We start from the raw sequence: 15,377 nt of genomic DNA, 5'->3' as shown, positions 1-15,377 counted from the left end.
CCGAAAGGCCCCGCAGATGACCGACGCCTATATCTTCGACGCCGTCCGCACCCCCCGCGGCAAGGGCCGGCCCGACGGCAGCCTGCACGAGGTGACCTCGGTGCAGCTCTCCGCCGGTGTGCTCAACGCGCTCAAGGCGCGCAACGGCCTCGAGGGGCCGGGGGTCGAGGACGTGATCTGGGGCAACGTCACCCAGGTCAAGGAGCAGGGCGGCTGCCTCGCGCGCTCTGCCGTGCTGGCCTCGGACCTCGACGAGAGCGTGCCGGGCCTCGCGATCAACCGCTTCTGCGCCTCGGGGCTGGAGGCGGTGAACCTCGCCGCCAACCAGGTCAAGGGCGGCGCGGGCGAGGGCTATATCGCCGGCGGCGTCGAGATGATGGGACGCGTTCCCATGGGCTCGGACGGGGCGGCGATCGCGGTCGACCCCTCCCTCGCGCTTGAGACCTACTTCGTCCCGCAGGGCATCAGCGCCGATATCATCGCTACCGAATACGGCTTCTCCCGCGATGATGCGGATGCGCTCGCGGTGGAAAGCCAGCGCCGCGCCGCCCGCGCCTGGGAGGAGGGGCGCTTCGACCGCTCCGTCATCGCGGTGCGCGATCTGAACGGCCTGCCGATCCTCGAGCGCGACGAATACATGCGCCCCGGAACCGACATGCAGGCCCTCGGCGCGCTCAAGCCCGCCTTCAAGGAGATGGGCGAGGTGATGCCCGGCTTCGACAAGGTCGCGCTGCTGAAGTACCCGCACCTCGAGCGGATCGAGCACATCCACCACGCCGGCAACTCCAGCGGCATCGTCGATGGCGCCGCCGGGCTGCTGATCGGGTCGAAGGCCTTCGGCGAGGCGCATGGGCTGACACCGCGCGCCCGCATCCGCGCCACCGCCAAGATCGGCACCGATCCGACGATCATGCTGACCGGCCCGGTTCCGGCGACGCAGAAGGTGCTTCAGGCGGCCGGCATGGAGATCGGCGATATCGACCTCTTCGAGGTGAACGAGGCCTTCGCCAGCGTCGTGCTGCGCTTCCTGCAGGCCTTCGAGGCCGATCCCGAGCGGGTGAACGTCAATGGCGGCGCCATCGCCATGGGCCATCCGCTGGGCGCCACGGGCGCGATCATCCTGGGCACGCTGCTCGACGAGCTCGAGCGGCAGGACCGGGAGGTCGGCCTCGCCACGCTCTGCATCGCCAGCGGCATGGGCGCGGCCACGGTGATCGAACGCGTCTGATTTTTGCAAAATTCGAACGAAAGGAGGGGTGATGCTAGGGAATTCCGGACTTGCCGAAACAGCGCGCCTTGCCTTGTCGTGGGCAGGTAAGGTCCTGTCGGGCACGGAAGGATGGCAAGGCCCTCCCGTCGTCCCCTATCGCGGTGTGTCGAGTGAAGAAGTCCCTTGGACAAGAGATGCAGCAGATCATGCGCATGCTCAGCGAGCGAAAGCTGCGCGAGGTGACGCGGTTCTACGACTTTCCCCTGCCCGTCCATTGGGACGAGCATTTCGTGATCTATCAGACGCCCGAAGCCTTTCTCGAGGCGCTGAGCGACCATATCCCGCAGGGCGTGCCGCCGCGCTACGAGGCGCACGTCAGGGCCATCGAATTGCCGCGGCAGGGGCGCTACCGCCTGTGGTGCGATTTCATCGTCTCCACGCCCGCGGGGGTCACGGTGACGCCCACGGTGCATTTCTGCCGGCAGGACGAGGCCGGCATGCGGATCGAGATGGTCGAGACGCAGACCTGCAGCACCGCGATGCCCGAGGTCGCCCGAGAGGTGCTGGTCCTGGGCCTCTGACTCGGCGCGGCAGGGGCCGCGGCCCGGTATCGGATCCTCGCCCCTTCTTCCATTCCTTCAAGTCCAGGAGGTCGTCATGACCGATTTCACCCTTTCCAAGGGCGCGGACGGCGTGGCCGTCGTGACCTGGGACGTGCCCGGCCGGCCGCTCAACGTGCTGACGCTCGACTCCCTGCGCGAGCTCGACGAGGCCGTCGCGGAGGCGCTGGCCGACGAGGCCGTGAAGGGCATCGTCATCACCTCGGGCAAGGCGGACTTCGCCGCCGGCATGGACCTCAAGGTGCTCGCCTCGATGAAGGAGGCGGGCGGCGAGAGCCCCGCCGCCAGCGTCTTCGACGGCATCATGCAGATGCACCACGTCCTGCGCCGGATCGAGCGGGCGGGCATGGACCCCAAGACGCTGAAGGGCGGCAAGCCCGTTGCCGCCGCCCTGCCCGGCACCGCCCTTGGCATCGGGCTAGAGATCCCGCTGGCCTGCCACCGCATCTTCGCCGCCGAGAACCCGAAGGCCAAGATCGGCCTGCCCGAGATCCAGGTCGGCATCTTCCCCGGCGCCGGCGGCACCACGCGCCTCGTGCGCAAGCTGGGCGTCATGGCCGCGGCGCCGCTGCTGCTGGAGGCGAAGCTGAACGATCCGGCCCGCGCCAAGAGCATGGGCGTGATCGACGAGGTGGTTGCAGACCCGCTGGAGGCGGCGAAGGCCTGGGTGCTGCAGGCCACCGAGGCCGATACCGTCAAGCCCTGGGACCGCAAGGACTACAAGATGCCCGGCGGCGCGCCCTATCACCCCGCCGGCTTCATGACCTTCACCGGCGCCAGCGCGATGATCAACGGGCGCACCGCCGGCGCCTATCCCGCGCCCAAGGCGCTGCTGAAGGCCGTCTACGAGGGCGCGCTCGTGCCCTTCGACACCGCCCTCAGGATCGAGGCGCGGCACTTTACCTCGGTGCTGCTCAACCCCTCGTCCTCGGCGATGATCCGCAGCCTCTTCATCAACAAGGGCGCGCTGGAAAAGGGCGCCAACCGGCCCGAGGCGCCGGACCAGAGCGTCCGCAAGCTGGGCGTGATCGGCGCGGGGATGATGGGGGCCGGCATCGCCTATGTCGCCGCCAATGCCGGGATCGAGGTCGTGCTGATCGATGCCGATGCGGCGTCGGCCGAGCGCGGCAAGGCCCATGCGGAGGGTATCCTCGACAAGGGGATCAAGCGGCGCAAGGTGACCGAGGAGAAGAAGGCCGAGGTCCTCGGCCGGATCACCCCCGGCGCGGATTACGCGCAGCTCGCCGGCTGCGACCTGGTCGTCGAGGCGGTGTTCGAGGATCCTGCCGTCAAGGCGGAGGTGACGGCCAAGGTGCTGGCGGCCGTGGGCGAGGACTGCATCTTCGCCACCAATACCTCGACCCTGCCGATCACCGAGCTGGCCAAGGCCTCCGATCGGCCCGGGGATTTCATCGGCATCCATTTCTTCAGCCCCGTCGACAAGATGATGCTGGTCGAGATCATCAAGGGCGAGGCCACCGGAGACCGGGCCGTGGCCAAGGCGCTCGATTTCGTGCGCCAGATCCGCAAGACGCCGATCGTGGTGAACGACGCACGCTTCTTCTACGCGAACCGCTGCATCATCCCCTATATCAACGAAGGGATCCGCATGGTGGCCGAGGGCATCGCCCCCGCGCTGATCGAGAACGCCGCGAAGCAGGCGGGCATGCCCGTCGGCCCGCTGCAGCTTGTCGACGAGACCTCGATCGATCTCGGCGTGAAGATCGCCAAGGCGACGCGCGCGGCCCTAGGCGAGGCCTATCCCGACGAGGCGGTCGACGAGGTCCTCTTCGCGATGGCCGAAAGAGGCCGCCTGGGGCGCAAGGCCGGCGCCGGCTTCTACGCCTATGACGACAAGGGCCAGCGCATCGGCCTGTGGGACGAGCTGGAGCGCGCCTACCCGCGGGCCGCGGAGCAGCCGGAGCTGGCCGAGGTGCGGGACCGCCTGCTCTACGTCCAGGCGCTCGAGGCGGTGCGCGCCTTCGAGGCCGGGGTGCTGACGGATATCCGCGAAGGCGATGTCGGCGCTATCCTCGGCTGGGGCTTCGCGCCCTGGTCGGGCGGACCCTTCTCCTGGCTCGACATCCTTGGTGCAGGCGCGGCGGTTGAGAGGGCCTCTGCGCTGGAAGCGGCGCATGGGGCGCGATTTGCCGTGCCGGACCTCCTGCGCGATCTCGCCGAGGGGGGCGGCAGTTTCTACGGCCGCTGGGGCGGCGGAGAGGCGGCGCAGGCCGCCTGACTTTGGTGCCTGCGGAAGCGGGTGGAGCGGGGGCCAGCCCCCGCACCCCCGGGATATTTGCAAAGAGAAGAGGGGGCAGCCGTCTGCCCCCGTCTTGGCCCTGTTCCTTTGTCCGGGCGGCGGCTAAGGTGCCGCCGTCACCGGCAGCAGGGATCAGATGACGGCGCTCAAGCAATTCGCGCGGCTCGAGACGGTGGGCCTCTGGCGCCCCGAGCCCGAGGCGCAACGCCGCGAGGTGACGGTCTCCTTCGGCGAGGCGACGCTGATGATCTCGGACATGGCGGGGCGGCCGCTGGCGCATTGGTCGCTGCCCGCGGTGCAGCGGCTGAACGGCGGCGAGGAGCCGGCGCTCTATGCCCCCGATGCCGAGGCGACAGAGACGCTCGAGATCGACGACGAGACCATGGTGCAGGCCATCGAGACGGTGCGCCGGGCTGTCGCGGCGCAGCGGCCGCGGCCGGGCCGGCTGCGCGGGGTCCTGCTGATCGGTCTCGCGGTGCTGACGCTCTGGGGCGCCGTCTTCTGGCTGCCCGGCGCGCTGACGCGGCAGACGCTGAGCGCGGTGCCGCAGGCAAGGCGCGGCGAGATCGGCACCACGCTGTTGGGCCTGATCCAGCAGCAGACCGGCGAGGCCGCCTGCCGCAACCCCCTCGGTACCGAGGCGCTGGCCGCCCTGCGCACCCGCGTGCTCGGTCCCGCAGCGGAGCCCGTGGTGGTGCTGCCCGCAGGCCTCGAGGCGCCCGCCGTCCTGCCGGGGGGCATCATCGCCCTGCCCCGCGCGATGATCGAGCGCACGCAGGACCCCGCCGTGGTCGCGGGCGCGCTGCTGGCCGCCGCGCAGGCGCGCGCGGCGCAGGATCCGCTCGCCACGATGCTGCGGCAGGCCGGATTCGGGACGGTGCTGACGCTTCTGACCACCGGCGACGTGCCGCCCGAGGTGCTGCAGGACTGGGCGCGGGGCCTGCAGGGGGCGGCGCCGCAGCCGCTACCGCCGGTCGAGGCGCTGCGCGCGGCCTTCGAGGAGGCCGAGGTGCCATCCCAGCCCTGGGCCAATTGGCGGGACCCCTCTGGCGCCCTGGCGGAACGGCTCGCGCAGGAGGGCAGCAGGGGCTATGCCCCGGTGCTGAGCGACGGGAACTGGGTCAGCCTGCAGGGCATCTGCCGGGGCTGACAGGCTTTCTCAGGCGTAAGCTTTCTCAGGCGGCGCCGAAGTAGCGCGCGCCGCTGAGGTAGCCCGCCGTGCGCGCGGCCTCGGACCAGTCGCGCTCTGCCGCCGTCTCGCCCACCACCAGCAGCCTGTTGGCCGGCACCCCGCGGCTGCGGATCACCCCTGCGAGGTGGTCGCGCATGGCGGCCCAGCCAAGCCCGAAGGAGGGTGCGGAATGGGCGGCGTCGAGCGGCGCCAGCCCCAGCACCTGCGCTGGATCGAGGGGGGGCTGCGCCAGCGCGGTGCGATCGGCGGCCAGCTGGGCCAGCCGCGCGGCGCGCGCTTCGGGCGGCGCCTCGCCCCGGCGCAGCATCTGCAGCGCATTGGTCGAGAAGAGAAAGCCCACGACGTCATGCCCGGTGGCGGCACGGACCGAGGCATAGGTGCGATAGTCCAGCCCCAGCGCCTGCGCCCGCGCGACGCGCAGCCGCACGACCTCGATCGGCAGGCTGGGCAGCAGGTCGCGCCGCGCCCGGCCCCAGGCATGGCGACGCCAGGCGGTGCTGCCAAGCTCTGGCCCGCGGTTGTGCCCGATCCCGGCCATGGTCAGCCCGCCTCCTGCAGCCGCGCGACGTAGCGTGCCATGGTATCGACCTCGAGGTTGACGGCATCCCCCTCCTCGACGGCGCCCCAGGTGGTGACGCTGCGGGTATGCGGGATCAGGTTGATGCCGAAGCGCGTGCCGTCGACTTCGTTCACCGTCAGCGAGGTGCCGTTCAGCGCGACGGAGCCCTTGGGCGCGATGAACTTGGCCAGCGCCTCGGGCGCCTCGAAGCTGATGCGCAGGCTGTCCCCCTCGTCTCGCAAGCCGGTGACCCGCGCCATGCCGTCGACATGGCCCGAGACGATATGGCCGCCGAGCTCGTCGCCGACCTTCAGCGCCCGCTCAAGGTTCAGCCGCTGGCCGATGCCCCAGCCATTGCCCTGCCCGATGGTGGTCAGGGCCAGTGTCTCGGCGCTGGCCTGCACCTCGAACCAGGGACGGGGCTCGGCGCCAAGGGCGGTGACCGTCAGGCAAACCCCCTCGCAGGCGATGGAGGCGCCGATCTCGATGCTGTCGGGATCGTAGCTGCAGGCGATGCGCAGCGTGGTGTCGCCGCTCTTGCGGATGTCGACGACCTCTCCGATGTCGGTGACGATGCCGGTGAACATGAAGACGGCCCCTTGCTGCTGTGCTGGGCACAAGACCTAAGCCCCCGCGCCGGGGCGGGCAAGCGGGCCGCGTTAACCGGATGGAAAGGCCTGCGGGCGCCATGCTGCCGGCCATGAGCCAGCCAGCCTCGCGCCAGTTCCTGTTCCTGCAAGGGCCGCATGGTCCCTTCTTCGACCGCCTCGGACGGGCGCTCAGGGCCGCGGGGGCCGGGACATGGCGCGTCGGCTTCAACGGCGGCGACGCCCTCTTCTGGCATGAGCCCGGCAGCTACATCCCCTATCGCGGCGCGCCCGAGGATTGGCCCGAGAAGCTGCGCGAGCTGATCGAGGCGCATGGCATCACGGACCTCGTGCTCTACGGCGACAGCCGCCCGCTCCATGCCGCCGCCGTGGAGGCCGCGCGGGAGCAGGCACTGCGGCTGCATGTCTTCGAAGAGGGTTACATGCGGCCCTGGTGGATCACCTACGAACGTGGCGGGACCAACGGAAATTCGCGGCTGATGGAGCTGGGCCTGTCGCGGATGCGGGCGGTCCTGCCGCCCGAGGCGCCGCAGGCCAGCGAGGCGGCGGACCGCTGGGGCGAGATGCGGCACCACATGGTCTGGGGCGCGCTCTATCACTGGTGCGTCCTCGCCCTGACCCACCGCTACCGCCTTTATCGCGGCCATCGTGCCCATCCGCTGCGCGAGGAAGCGCGGCGTCACATGCTGGGGATGCTGCTGATGCCGCTTCAGGCGCTGGAGCGGTGGCTTGCAACGCGCCTCCTGCTGCGCAGCGGGCAGCCCTATCACATCGTGCTGCTGCAGCTCGATCACGACAGCAACCTGCAAGACCACTCGGATCTGACCGGTAGTGAGCAGCTGGTGGAGCAGACGCTCGATGGCTTTGCCGAAGGCGCGCCGCCGCATCACCGCCTTGTCTTCAAGGCCCATCCGCTGGAGGCTTCGGCCCCCGCGCTGCGCCGAATGATCCGGCGCGCCGCCCGTGCGCGCGATCTGGGGGGGCGGGTGCATTTCATTCCGGGCGGCAAGCTCGCGCGGCTTCTGGACCAGGCCCGCAGCGCCGTCACGGTCAATTCCACGGCGGCGCAGCAGGTGCTTTGGCGCGGCATCCCGCTGCGAATCTTCGGCCGCGCCGTCTATGACAAGCCGGGCCTGACATCGCCGCAGACCCTGCCCGCCTTCTTCGCCGCGCCCCGCCGCCCCGATGCCGCCGCCTATGCTCTTTACCGCCGCTACCTTCTGGCGACGAGCCAGGTACCCGGCAGCTACTACTCGGCCCGCGGGCGACGCCGCCTCCTGCGCCGGATCACCGACATGATGCTGGCAGAGCACGATCCCTACGAGGCGCTGGAGGCGGCGCAGGCGCGACCCCCGCTGCGTCTTGTCGCATCGAAGCAGCAACCTGAGGGAGATATGCAGACCGCAGGGACACGCATAGAGCCCTATGCGCAACAGTGAGGCGATCAAGCGCCGCGCGCCGATGCGCCCAGCTGGCGCGGCGCGGGGGCCGCGGCTACCCTCGGGGAAAGAGGGCCCATGAGAGGCCCGCCCGAGGCAGACCCCATCGCAAGAGGTCCGGCAGTGACACCCCCCTTCCTTAGGCTACCCCCCCTCGCGGGCGCCCTCGCGGCGCTGGCCCTCCTCGCCTCATGCGGGCTGGTGCCGCGCGCCGGGCCCAGCCGGGGGCAGATCTTCGACGGCTCGGTCATGCGGCAGGGCGATGCCTTCGTCGTCACCGTGGACGACCGTGTGAACGCCATCGCCGGCGTCGTTCCCGCCCTCGGGGTCGCGGCGACGCTCGAGGGTGCCGGCGTCATCGGCTCCGACACCATCCGGCCCGGCGACGTGCTGGGCCTGACGATCTGGGAGAATGTCGAGACCGGTCTGCTGGTGCCCACGGGCACCAATGCCGCCGTCCTCGAAGAGGTGCAGGTCGATGGCGACGGCTTCATCTTCGTGCCCTATGCCGGGCGCCTGCGCGCGGCGGGCCAGACGCCCGAGGCGCTGCGCCGGCTGATCACAACCCGGCTCGAGACGCAGACACCCGATCCGCAGGTCCAGGTGCGCCGCACCGCCGGCGACGGGGCAACCGTCTCGGTCGCGGGGGGCGTGGTGGCGCAGGGCGTCTACCCGATTGACCGGCCCACCCGCACCCTCTCGGCGATGATCGCGGCGGCGGGCGGCGTCTCGGTCGAGCCGGAGCTGGCGCGCGTCACCGTCACGCGCGGCGGCACGCGCGGCAGCCTTTGGCTCGAGGATCTCTATACCGTGCCCGGCGCCGATATCGCGCTGCGCGGCGGCGACCGCATCCTCGTCAGCGAAGACGACCGCAGCTTCACCGCCCTCGGCGCCACCCTGCGGCAGACCGAGATGCCCTTTTCCAGCCGCACGATCAGCGCGATCGAGGCGATCGCACAGGTCGGCGGGCTGAACCCCAATTCCGCCGATCCGACCGGCGTCTTCGTCTTCCGCAACGAACCGGCCGAGATCGCCTCGCAGCTTGTCGGCATCGAGGGGCTGACCGGCCCGCAGCGCGTCGTCTACGTGCTGGACCTGACACGCCCCAACGGCATGTTCACGGCCCGCGACTTCGCCATCCGCGACGAGGACACGGTCTATGTGACCGAGGCGCCGATCGTCGAGTTCAACAAGGTGATCGGCGCGGTGACCGGCACGCTGACCTCGACCCGCGCCGCCACCGACGGGCTGGCGGAGTGACGGGCGGGGCCGCGCGCCCCGCCCCGCCCGGGCCGCAGCGGCTCTGTGTGCAGACCCTCGGCCTGCGGCGCCCTCCGATCGGCCGTATCCTGACGCTGGCCGGTTGGACCCCGCGCCTCGGCCTGCCGCGGGCAGGCGACTGGGTCGGCGTCTGGGGCCAGCGCCCGCGTGCCCGCCGGGGCGAGGCGCTGGCCCGCCGCAGTGGCGCCCCGATCCTGCGGATCGAGGATGCCTTTTTGCGCTCCGTCCTGCCGGGGCGGGCGGTGCGATGCGCCCCCCTTGGGCTGCTCCTTGACCGGGGGGGCGTGCATTTCGACGGCAGCCGGCCCTCGGACCTCGAGGTGCTGTTGGCGACGGCGCCGCTGGACTCGCCCGCGCTGCTGGGCCGGGCGCGCGATGCCATGGCGCGGCTGGAAGAGGGCGCGCTGTCGAAGTACAGCGGCTTCGACCTCGGCGCGCCCCTGCCCCGGCCCGGCTACGTGCTGCTGGCCGATCAGCTGCGCGGCGATGCCGCGCTGCGGGCCTGCGGCGCCGGGCAGGCCAGTTTCGCGGCGATGCTGGCCCTCGCCCGGGCCGAGCATCCGGGCGCCCGCATCCTGATCCGCCGCCACCCCGAGACGACGCGCGGCGGGCGGCCCGGCCACTTCCTCGCCGGCGATCTGGGCCCCGGCGAGGCCTTTGCCGACGACGCCCTGCCGCCCGGACCGCTGCTGAGGGGGGCGGCGGCGCTTTATACCGTCAGCTCCCAGCTTGGCTTCGATGCGATCCTCGCCGGGCTGCGCCCGGTGGTGCTGGGCCAGCCCTTCTACGCCGGATGGGGCCTGAGCGACGACCGCGCGCCGCTGCCCCGGCGCGGCCGTATGCTGAGCCCGGCGCAGCTCGTGGCGGCGGCGCTGATCCTGCAGCCGGTCTGGTACGACCCCTACCGCGACCGCCTCTGCGCGCTGGAGACGGCGCTCGACATCCTCGAGGCGCAGACCCGCGCCTGGCGCGAGGATTGCCGCGGCTGGGTCGCCGTCGGCATGCGCCGCTGGAAACGGGCGCGGCTGCAAGACTTCTTCGGCGCCTCCCGCCGCATCCGCTTTGCCACGGCCGAGCGTGCGCCACGGATCGCGCAGCAGGAGGGGCGGCGGCTGATGGTCTGGGGCACGCGCGGCACCCCGGCGCTGCTGGCGGCGGGCGCGGTCCATGTCGAGGACGGTGTCCTGCGCTCGCGCGGGCTCGGGGCGGCGCTGACCCCGCCGCTGTCACTGGCGCTGGACGATCTGGGGCTGCCCTTCGACCCCGCGCGCGAGAGCCGGCTGGAGCGGCTGATCGCCCGGCCGCTGCCCGAGCATGCCCGCGCCCGCGCCTCCCGGCTGCTGGAGCAGCTGCTGCAGGCCGATCTGACCAAGTACAACCTGCCCGGCGATCCGCTGCCACGGCTGCCCCCGGGCCGGCGTATCCTGATACCCGGGCAGGTCGAGGATGATGCCGCGCTGCGCTTGGGCGGCGGCCCGCTGCGCAGCAACGCGGCGCTGCTGCAGGCGGTGCGCGCGGCCAATCCCGATGCGCTGCTGCTCTACAAGCCGCACCCGGATGTCGAGGCGGGGCTGCGCCCCGGCGCCCTCTGCGCCGAGGGGCCCGAGGGGCAGGCCGAGGTGGTCCTGCGGCGTGTTCCTGCGCAGGACGCACTGGCCGCGGCGGAGGAGGTCTGGACCCTGACCAGCACACTGGGCTTCGAGGCGCTGCTGCGCGGTATCCCGGTGACCTGCCTCGGCCGCCCCTTCTACGCGGGCTGGGGGCTCACGCGGGATCTCGGCCCGCCGATCCCGCGCCGAGGGGCGCGGCCCGACCTGCTGCAGCTGGTCCATGCGGTTCTGATTGCCTACCCGCGCTACCACGACCCGGTGACGGGGATGCCCTGCCCGCCGGAGGTCGCGCTGGAGCGTCTCGCCGCGGGCGCGGTGCTCAGGCCGCAGGTGCTGCGCCTGCTGGCGGCGCTGCAACCCGGCCTGCCCGCCCGCCTGCGGCGGCGCGGCTGACCCCGATCAGTCCCGCCGCCAGAGGCTCAGCACGTCGGGCCCGACCGCCTCGCAGCGGTCCAGCGCAAAGCGCGGCGCCTCGGCCAGAAGGCTCAGCCCCATGGCATCCAGCGCCGGGGTGCCCTCTGCGCCGATCGCGAGGCCGGCCTGAAACAGCGCGAGGTCGTCGACAAGGTCCGCCCCCAGAAGCGAGGCGGCCAGACCGCCCCCCCCTTCGCAAAAGACCCGCGTCAGCCCCGCCTCGGCCAGCGCCGAGAGGGCGGATGACATGTCGATCTGCCCGCCCTCGACCGCGCAGGGAATCAGACGCGCGCCGCGCGCGCGCCAGGGCGCGCAGGCGGCCTCGGGCAGCGCGGCGTCGTGGCAGAGCCAGAGCGGGATGGTGCCGGCGCTGGCGGCAAGCGCGCCCTCGGGCGGCAGATCGAGCCGGCGCGAGACGACGATCCGCACCGGCTGCGGCACCGCGCCCATGCCGCGAACCGTGAGCATCGGATCGTCGGCCCGGGCCGTGCCGCCGCCGATCATCACCGCATCGTGCCGGGCGCGCATCGCATGCACCCGCGCCCGCGCGGCGGGCCCGGTGATCCAGCGGCTCTCGCCGCTCGCCGTCGCGATCCGCCCGTCGAGGCTGGTCGCCAGCTTCAGCATGACGCGCGGGCGTCCCCGCTCGACCCGCGACAGGAACCCGGCGAGGTCGGCCCGCGCCTGCGCCTCCATCAGCCCCGTCTCCACCGCGATGCCGGCGGCGCGCAAACGCTCGAGGCCCCGTCCCGCGACGCGCGGATCGGAATCGCCCGCCGCCACCACGACGCGGGCGATTCCGGCGGCGATCAGGGCGTCGGCGCAGGGCGGCGTGCGGCCGTGATGCGCGCAAGGCTCCAGCGTGACGTAGGCCGTGGCGCCCCGCGCTGCCTCCCCGGCAAGGGCCAGGGCCTGCGCCTCTGCATGCGGCCTACCACCATCGGCGGTGCGGGCGCGCGCAAGGATGCGGCCCGCCTTGACGATGACGCAGCCGACGTTCGGATTGGGCCAGACACGCCCGGCCCCGCGCCGCCCCAAGGCCAGCGCCAGTGCCATGAAGCGGCGATCCTCAGCGGCGGTCATGGGCATGGATCAGCAGGGTCAGCCCTCGTCGGGGGTGCTGGTGGGCCGCAGCTCGGACATGAACTTGTCGAAGTCGCCGACGGCCTGGAAATTCATGTAGACGCTGGCAAAGCGGACATAGGCGACGGTGTCGATGCGGGCCAGCGCCTCCATCGTGATCTCGCCGATGCGCTTGGAGGGGATGTCAGTATCGCCCAGGCTCTCGAGGCGGCGCACGATGCCGCTGATCATCTGGTCGATCCGCTCCGTCTCGACGGGGCGTTTCTGCATCGCGATGCGGATCGAGCGTTCAAGCTTGCTGCGGTCGAATTCCTCGCGCCGGCCCGAGGTCTTGATGACCACGAGGTCGCGCAGCTGAACCCGCTCGTAGGTGGTAAAGCGTCCGCCGCAGGCGGGGCAGAACCGGCGCCGACGGATCGCGACATGATCCTCGGCCGGGCGCGAATCCTTCACCTGCGTGTCGACATTTCCGCAAAATGGGCAGCGCATCGGACCCCTCGCCTTTAGAACGCCGTGCCAAGGCGCCCGCGACGACTATAGGCAAGCCGGCAGGGGTTGGGTAGATCCGGGGGCGGCCCTACCAGATACCGTGGCGTAAATGCCCTTTAGCGCAGCAGCGCCTGCACGCTGCGCCTGTGCGGACGGTCGCGATGCTCCACCAGGTAAATCCCCTGCCAGGTTCCGAGTGCGAGGCGCCCGCTGACCACCGGGATCTGCAGGCTCGTCGGCAGCAGTGCCGCCTTGATGTGGCCCGGCATGTCGTCGGGGCCCTCGTAGGTATGGGTCAGGTAGGCCATGCTGGCATCGTCGCCCGGCGGCACCAGCCGGCGGAGGTAGGCGAGAAGATCGGTGCGGACCTCCGGATCGGCATTCTCCTGGATCAGGAGCGAGCAGGAGGTGTGCCGCACGAAAAGCGTGAGAAGCCCCTCCTCCTCGGGCCAGTTCGAGGCCCAATGGGCCACGTCATCGGTGAACTCGTACAGCGCGGGGCCGCGCGTCGCGATCTCGAAAAGCTTGTGCATCAGCCCGCGACGCAGCGCGCGACCGGAAGACCCTGTTGCTGCTGTTCGGCCGAGACGAGTGTGAGGGAACTATCCTGCGCGTCCTGCGGCACGATCTCGGCCCCGGGGGCAGCCGCGCCGGCGCCGGTCACGGCGGAAAGCATCGCCTCGCAAGCCGCCAGCTCATCCGCGGCCACGGTGATCTCGATGACCTCGACGCCCTGCGCCGGGGCCGTGGTGTCCGGCATCGCGGCGCGGGAGGGCATCGTTCCGGCCAGCCACAGAAGGACGGCGGCGAGCACTGCCGCAATCGCAATGGTCAGGTGATCGAGGATTTTCGCGGCAAAACCTGCGGACATCGCTTGCACTCCCGTAACAGTCGAAAGCGCAACCGGCTGGCGCGGCCAAGGTTCCAGCGGCTGCACCCGCTCCTGCCTCCCCCGGCCTCTGCCGTTGCGTCACGACAACGGGATGCCTCAGCCCTCGGTGCCGAGCAGCGCGGTCGGCTGCGCCGCGTCCTCGTCGTCATCGTCGGCGTCGAAGCTGGTCGGCAGCGATTTCGTCGTGCGGGCGCCCATGACCTTGAGCTTGTCGATCTGCCCCAGCACGTTGCCGCGGCCCTGGCTGAGCTTGCCCATGGCATCCTCGTGCGCCCGGGCCGCCTGCCCCAGCGCGCCGCCGACCTTCTCCATGTCGGTGACGAAGCCTGCGACCTTGTCGTAGAGCCGGCCCGCGCGGATGGCGATATCCTCGGCATTGCTCTCGCGCCGCTCGACCGTCCAGATGTGATCCACGGTGCGCAGCGTGACCATCAGGGTCGAGGGCGTCATCACCCCCACCCCGCGGGCCACGGCATAGGCGGTCAGATCGCCCGCCTCTGCCAATGCGGCGGACAGCGCACCCTCGATCGGCATGAACATCAGGACGTAATCGACCGATCCCGCGTCGAGCGCGTGGTAGCCCTTCGCCGCGAGCTGATCGATATGGCGGCGCACGGAGAGGACGTGGTCCTTCATGTGCCGGGCACGCTCGGCCTCTTCCTCGGCGTTCACCGCCGCCTCGTAGGAGACGAGGCTGACCTTGCTGTCGATCACCAGGCTCTTCTCGCGCGGCATCTTGACCACCACGTCGGGGCGCCAGCGCGCGCCCTCGGCATCGGTGCGGCTTTCCTGCACGACGTAATGCGTGCCCCGTTCCAGGCCAGAGGCCTCGAGGATCCGCTCAAGGATCATCTCGCCCCAGGCGCCCTGCTTCTGCTTCTCGCCCTTGAGGGCGCGGGTCAGGTTGGCCGCCTCGGTGCGCACGTTCTCGGATTGCACGGTCAGCATCCGGATCTGCTCGCCCAGGCGGGCGCGCTCCTCGTCGGCCTTGCCGTGCACCTGCCGCAGTTCCGTCTCGAAGCGGGAGACGTGATCGCGGAAAGGCGTCAGAAGTTCGGTCAGCTTTTCGCCATGCGCCTTGGACAGGTCGCTCCCGGTGGAGCGCAGGACACCCTGTGCCAGCTGCTCGAACTCGGCGCGCATCTTCTCGCGCATCTCCCTGAATTCCTTCAGGCGTTCCTCGGCGCTGGCCAGCTTCCCCTCGGTATCGGCGGAGAGTGCGGCGTGATCGCGCTGCAACTCGTTGTGACGCTCCTGCAGGTCCCGGTGCTGCCCGCGCAGGTCCGCAAGCTCTGCCGAGAGCCGCGCCTCTGTCCGGCGCAGGGCCTCGGCGGCCTCGCCACTGCGGGCCCCCTGCTCCGAGGTGGCGGCATGGGCGGCGCGCTCCTCCCGCAGGTCGCCCCTCGCGGCGGCGATTTCGTCAGTCATTTCGGAAAGGCGAGTTTCGCGGGCATCGGCCAGGGCGGCGTGACGATGGGCACGTTCCTGCGCCTCTTCGAGGCCGCGGCGCAGCCCCGCCACCTCGGCGCGCGCCGTGCGAAGGCCCGCCAAAGCGGCAAGGCAAAGGCACAGCAGCACGAGGCCGAGCGCGGCAAGAAGAAGCAGGGACAGGTCGGGCATCGGGCCTCCGATCAATCTGCCCCGATGTTCCCCTTTTACCCCGAAGAGGTCAAGCGGCGAAAGGAGCCTTCCCGCGACAGCGCGAAACCGGCACCGGGGC

The 15,377-nt window shown here is 71.3% G+C and carries 14 protein-coding genes; 7 read left to right on the top strand and 7 right to left on the bottom strand.

The window, feature by feature from the left end:
- Positions 1 to 16 precede the first annotated feature (16 nt).
- From DFP88_RS02980 to DFP88_RS02965, 4 genes are all read left to right on the top strand, one after another.
- A complete protein-coding gene (locus tag DFP88_RS02980; RefSeq protein ID WP_110812937.1) occupies positions 17 to 1,228 on the top strand; it encodes an acetyl-CoA C-acetyltransferase in 1,212 nt (403 codons plus the stop codon).
- A 188-nt stretch (positions 1,229 to 1,416) separates the two neighbouring features.
- A complete protein-coding gene (locus tag DFP88_RS02975) occupies positions 1,417 to 1,791 on the top strand; it encodes a hypothetical protein (RefSeq protein WP_146227397.1) in 375 nt (124 codons plus the stop codon).
- Between the two features lie 76 nt (positions 1,792 to 1,867).
- Positions 1,868 to 4,069 carry a 3-hydroxyacyl-CoA dehydrogenase NAD-binding domain-containing protein gene (locus tag DFP88_RS02970; protein ID WP_110812935.1) on the top strand — a complete coding sequence of 734 codons (2,202 nt, stop codon included), beginning with the start codon at positions 1,868 to 1,870 and terminating at the stop codon, positions 4,067 to 4,069.
- 157 nt (positions 4,070 to 4,226) lie between these two features.
- Positions 4,227 to 5,240 (top strand): hypothetical protein, encoded by a 1,014-nt coding sequence (locus DFP88_RS02965; protein WP_110812934.1) that lies wholly within the window; start codon positions 4,227 to 4,229, stop codon positions 5,238 to 5,240.
- A 25-nt stretch (positions 5,241 to 5,265) separates the two neighbouring features.
- Here DFP88_RS02965 and DFP88_RS02960 read toward each other — a convergent pair whose 3' ends face one another.
- Together DFP88_RS02960 and DFP88_RS02955 are read right to left on the bottom strand one after the other, a co-directional pair.
- The gene (locus DFP88_RS02960; protein ID WP_245904658.1) at positions 5,266 to 5,820 is read right to left on the bottom strand and encodes a hypothetical protein; all 555 of its coding nucleotides are present in this window, start codon (positions 5,818 to 5,820) and stop codon (positions 5,266 to 5,268) included.
- 2 nt (positions 5,821 to 5,822) lie between these two features.
- Complete coding sequence (locus tag DFP88_RS02955; protein ID WP_110812932.1) at positions 5,823 to 6,428, bottom strand: riboflavin synthase; 606 nt, start codon at positions 6,426 to 6,428, stop codon at positions 5,823 to 5,825.
- A gap of 113 nt (positions 6,429 to 6,541) precedes the next feature.
- Between DFP88_RS02955 and DFP88_RS02950 the strand changes: the two genes are divergently transcribed.
- The 3 genes from DFP88_RS02950 (at position 6,542) to DFP88_RS02940 (ending at position 11,172) form a co-directional block, all read left to right on the top strand.
- Positions 6,542 to 7,888 (top strand): capsule biosynthesis protein, encoded by a 1,347-nt coding sequence (locus DFP88_RS02950; protein ID WP_245904657.1) that lies wholly within the window; start codon positions 6,542 to 6,544, stop codon positions 7,886 to 7,888.
- Positions 7,889 to 8,011: 123 nt separating this feature from the next.
- Complete coding sequence (locus tag DFP88_RS02945; RefSeq protein ID WP_245904655.1) at positions 8,012 to 9,148, top strand: polysaccharide biosynthesis/export family protein; 1,137 nt, start codon at positions 8,012 to 8,014, stop codon at positions 9,146 to 9,148.
- Between the two features lie 47 nt (positions 9,149 to 9,195).
- Positions 9,196 to 11,172 (top strand): capsular polysaccharide biosynthesis protein, encoded by a 1,977-nt coding sequence (locus DFP88_RS02940; protein WP_245904653.1) that lies wholly within the window; start codon positions 9,196 to 9,198, stop codon positions 11,170 to 11,172.
- Between the two features lie 6 nt (positions 11,173 to 11,178).
- On the opposite strand, the gene ribD is transcribed toward DFP88_RS02940, so the two are convergent.
- The 5 genes from ribD to DFP88_RS02915 all read right to left on the bottom strand — a co-directional run bounded on the left by ribD (position 11,179) and on the right by DFP88_RS02915 (position 15,277).
- Complete coding sequence (gene ribD / locus DFP88_RS02935) at positions 11,179 to 12,276, bottom strand: bifunctional diaminohydroxyphosphoribosylaminopyrimidine deaminase/5-amino-6-(5-phosphoribosylamino)uracil reductase RibD (RefSeq protein ID WP_110812929.1); 1,098 nt, start codon at positions 12,274 to 12,276, stop codon at positions 11,179 to 11,181.
- An 18-nt stretch (positions 12,277 to 12,294) separates the two neighbouring features.
- Positions 12,295 to 12,765, bottom strand: a complete 471-nt coding sequence (gene nrdR, locus DFP88_RS02930; protein ID WP_110812928.1) for a transcriptional regulator NrdR — start codon at positions 12,763 to 12,765, stop codon at positions 12,295 to 12,297.
- Between the two features lie 116 nt (positions 12,766 to 12,881).
- Positions 12,882 to 13,298, bottom strand: a complete 417-nt coding sequence (locus tag DFP88_RS02925; protein WP_110812927.1) for a secondary thiamine-phosphate synthase enzyme YjbQ — start codon at positions 13,296 to 13,298, stop codon at positions 12,882 to 12,884.
- A complete protein-coding gene (locus DFP88_RS02920) occupies positions 13,298 to 13,636 on the bottom strand; it encodes a hypothetical protein (RefSeq protein WP_110812926.1) in 339 nt (112 codons plus the stop codon). The genes DFP88_RS02925 and DFP88_RS02920 overlap by 1 nt, the downstream gene beginning before the upstream one ends.
- A gap of 117 nt (positions 13,637 to 13,753) precedes the next feature.
- Positions 13,754 to 15,277: a DNA recombination protein RmuC gene (locus DFP88_RS02915; RefSeq protein ID WP_110812925.1), complete on the bottom strand. Its 1,524-nt coding sequence runs from the start codon at positions 15,275 to 15,277 to the stop codon at positions 13,754 to 13,756.
- Positions 15,278 to 15,377: the final 100 nt, after the last annotated feature.

This window comes from Pseudoroseicyclus aestuarii (assembly GCF_003217255.1).
Lineage (GTDB): Bacteria > Pseudomonadota > Alphaproteobacteria > Rhodobacterales > Rhodobacteraceae > Pseudoroseicyclus > Pseudoroseicyclus aestuarii.
Note: the sequence above shows the minus strand (reverse complement) of the source record. Positions and strands in the feature narration are given on the sequence as shown.

Excerpts from the sequence above, each read along its gene's own strand:
- DFP88_RS02980 (WP_110812937.1), top strand. The coding sequence starts at position 17 with ATGACCGACGCCTATATCTTCGACGCCGTCCGCACCCCCCGCGGCAAG.
- DFP88_RS02975 (WP_146227397.1), top strand. The coding sequence starts at position 1,417 with ATGCGCATGCTCAGCGAGCGAAAGCTGCGCGAGGTGACGCGGTTCTAC.
- DFP88_RS02970 (WP_110812935.1), top strand. The coding sequence starts at position 1,868 with ATGACCGATTTCACCCTTTCCAAGGGCGCGGACGGCGTGGCCGTCGTG.
- DFP88_RS02965 (WP_110812934.1), top strand. The coding sequence starts at position 4,227 with ATGACGGCGCTCAAGCAATTCGCGCGGCTCGAGACGGTGGGCCTCTGG.
- DFP88_RS02960 (WP_245904658.1), bottom strand. The coding sequence starts at position 5,820 with ATGGCCGGGATCGGGCACAACCGCGGGCCAGAGCTTGGCAGCACCGCC.
- DFP88_RS02955 (WP_110812932.1), bottom strand. The coding sequence starts at position 6,428 with ATGTTCACCGGCATCGTCACCGACATCGGAGAGGTCGTCGACATCCGC.
- DFP88_RS02950 (WP_245904657.1), top strand. The coding sequence starts at position 6,542 with ATGAGCCAGCCAGCCTCGCGCCAGTTCCTGTTCCTGCAAGGGCCGCAT.
- ribD (WP_110812929.1), bottom strand. The coding sequence starts at position 12,276 with ATGACCGCCGCTGAGGATCGCCGCTTCATGGCACTGGCGCTGGCCTTG.
- nrdR (WP_110812928.1), bottom strand. The coding sequence starts at position 12,765 with ATGCGCTGCCCATTTTGCGGAAATGTCGACACGCAGGTGAAGGATTCG.
- DFP88_RS02925 (WP_110812927.1), bottom strand. The coding sequence starts at position 13,298 with ATGCACAAGCTTTTCGAGATCGCGACGCGCGGCCCCGCGCTGTACGAG.
- DFP88_RS02920 (WP_110812926.1), bottom strand. The coding sequence starts at position 13,636 with ATGTCCGCAGGTTTTGCCGCGAAAATCCTCGATCACCTGACCATTGCG.
- DFP88_RS02915 (WP_110812925.1), bottom strand. The coding sequence starts at position 15,277 with ATGCCCGACCTGTCCCTGCTTCTTCTTGCCGCGCTCGGCCTCGTGCTG.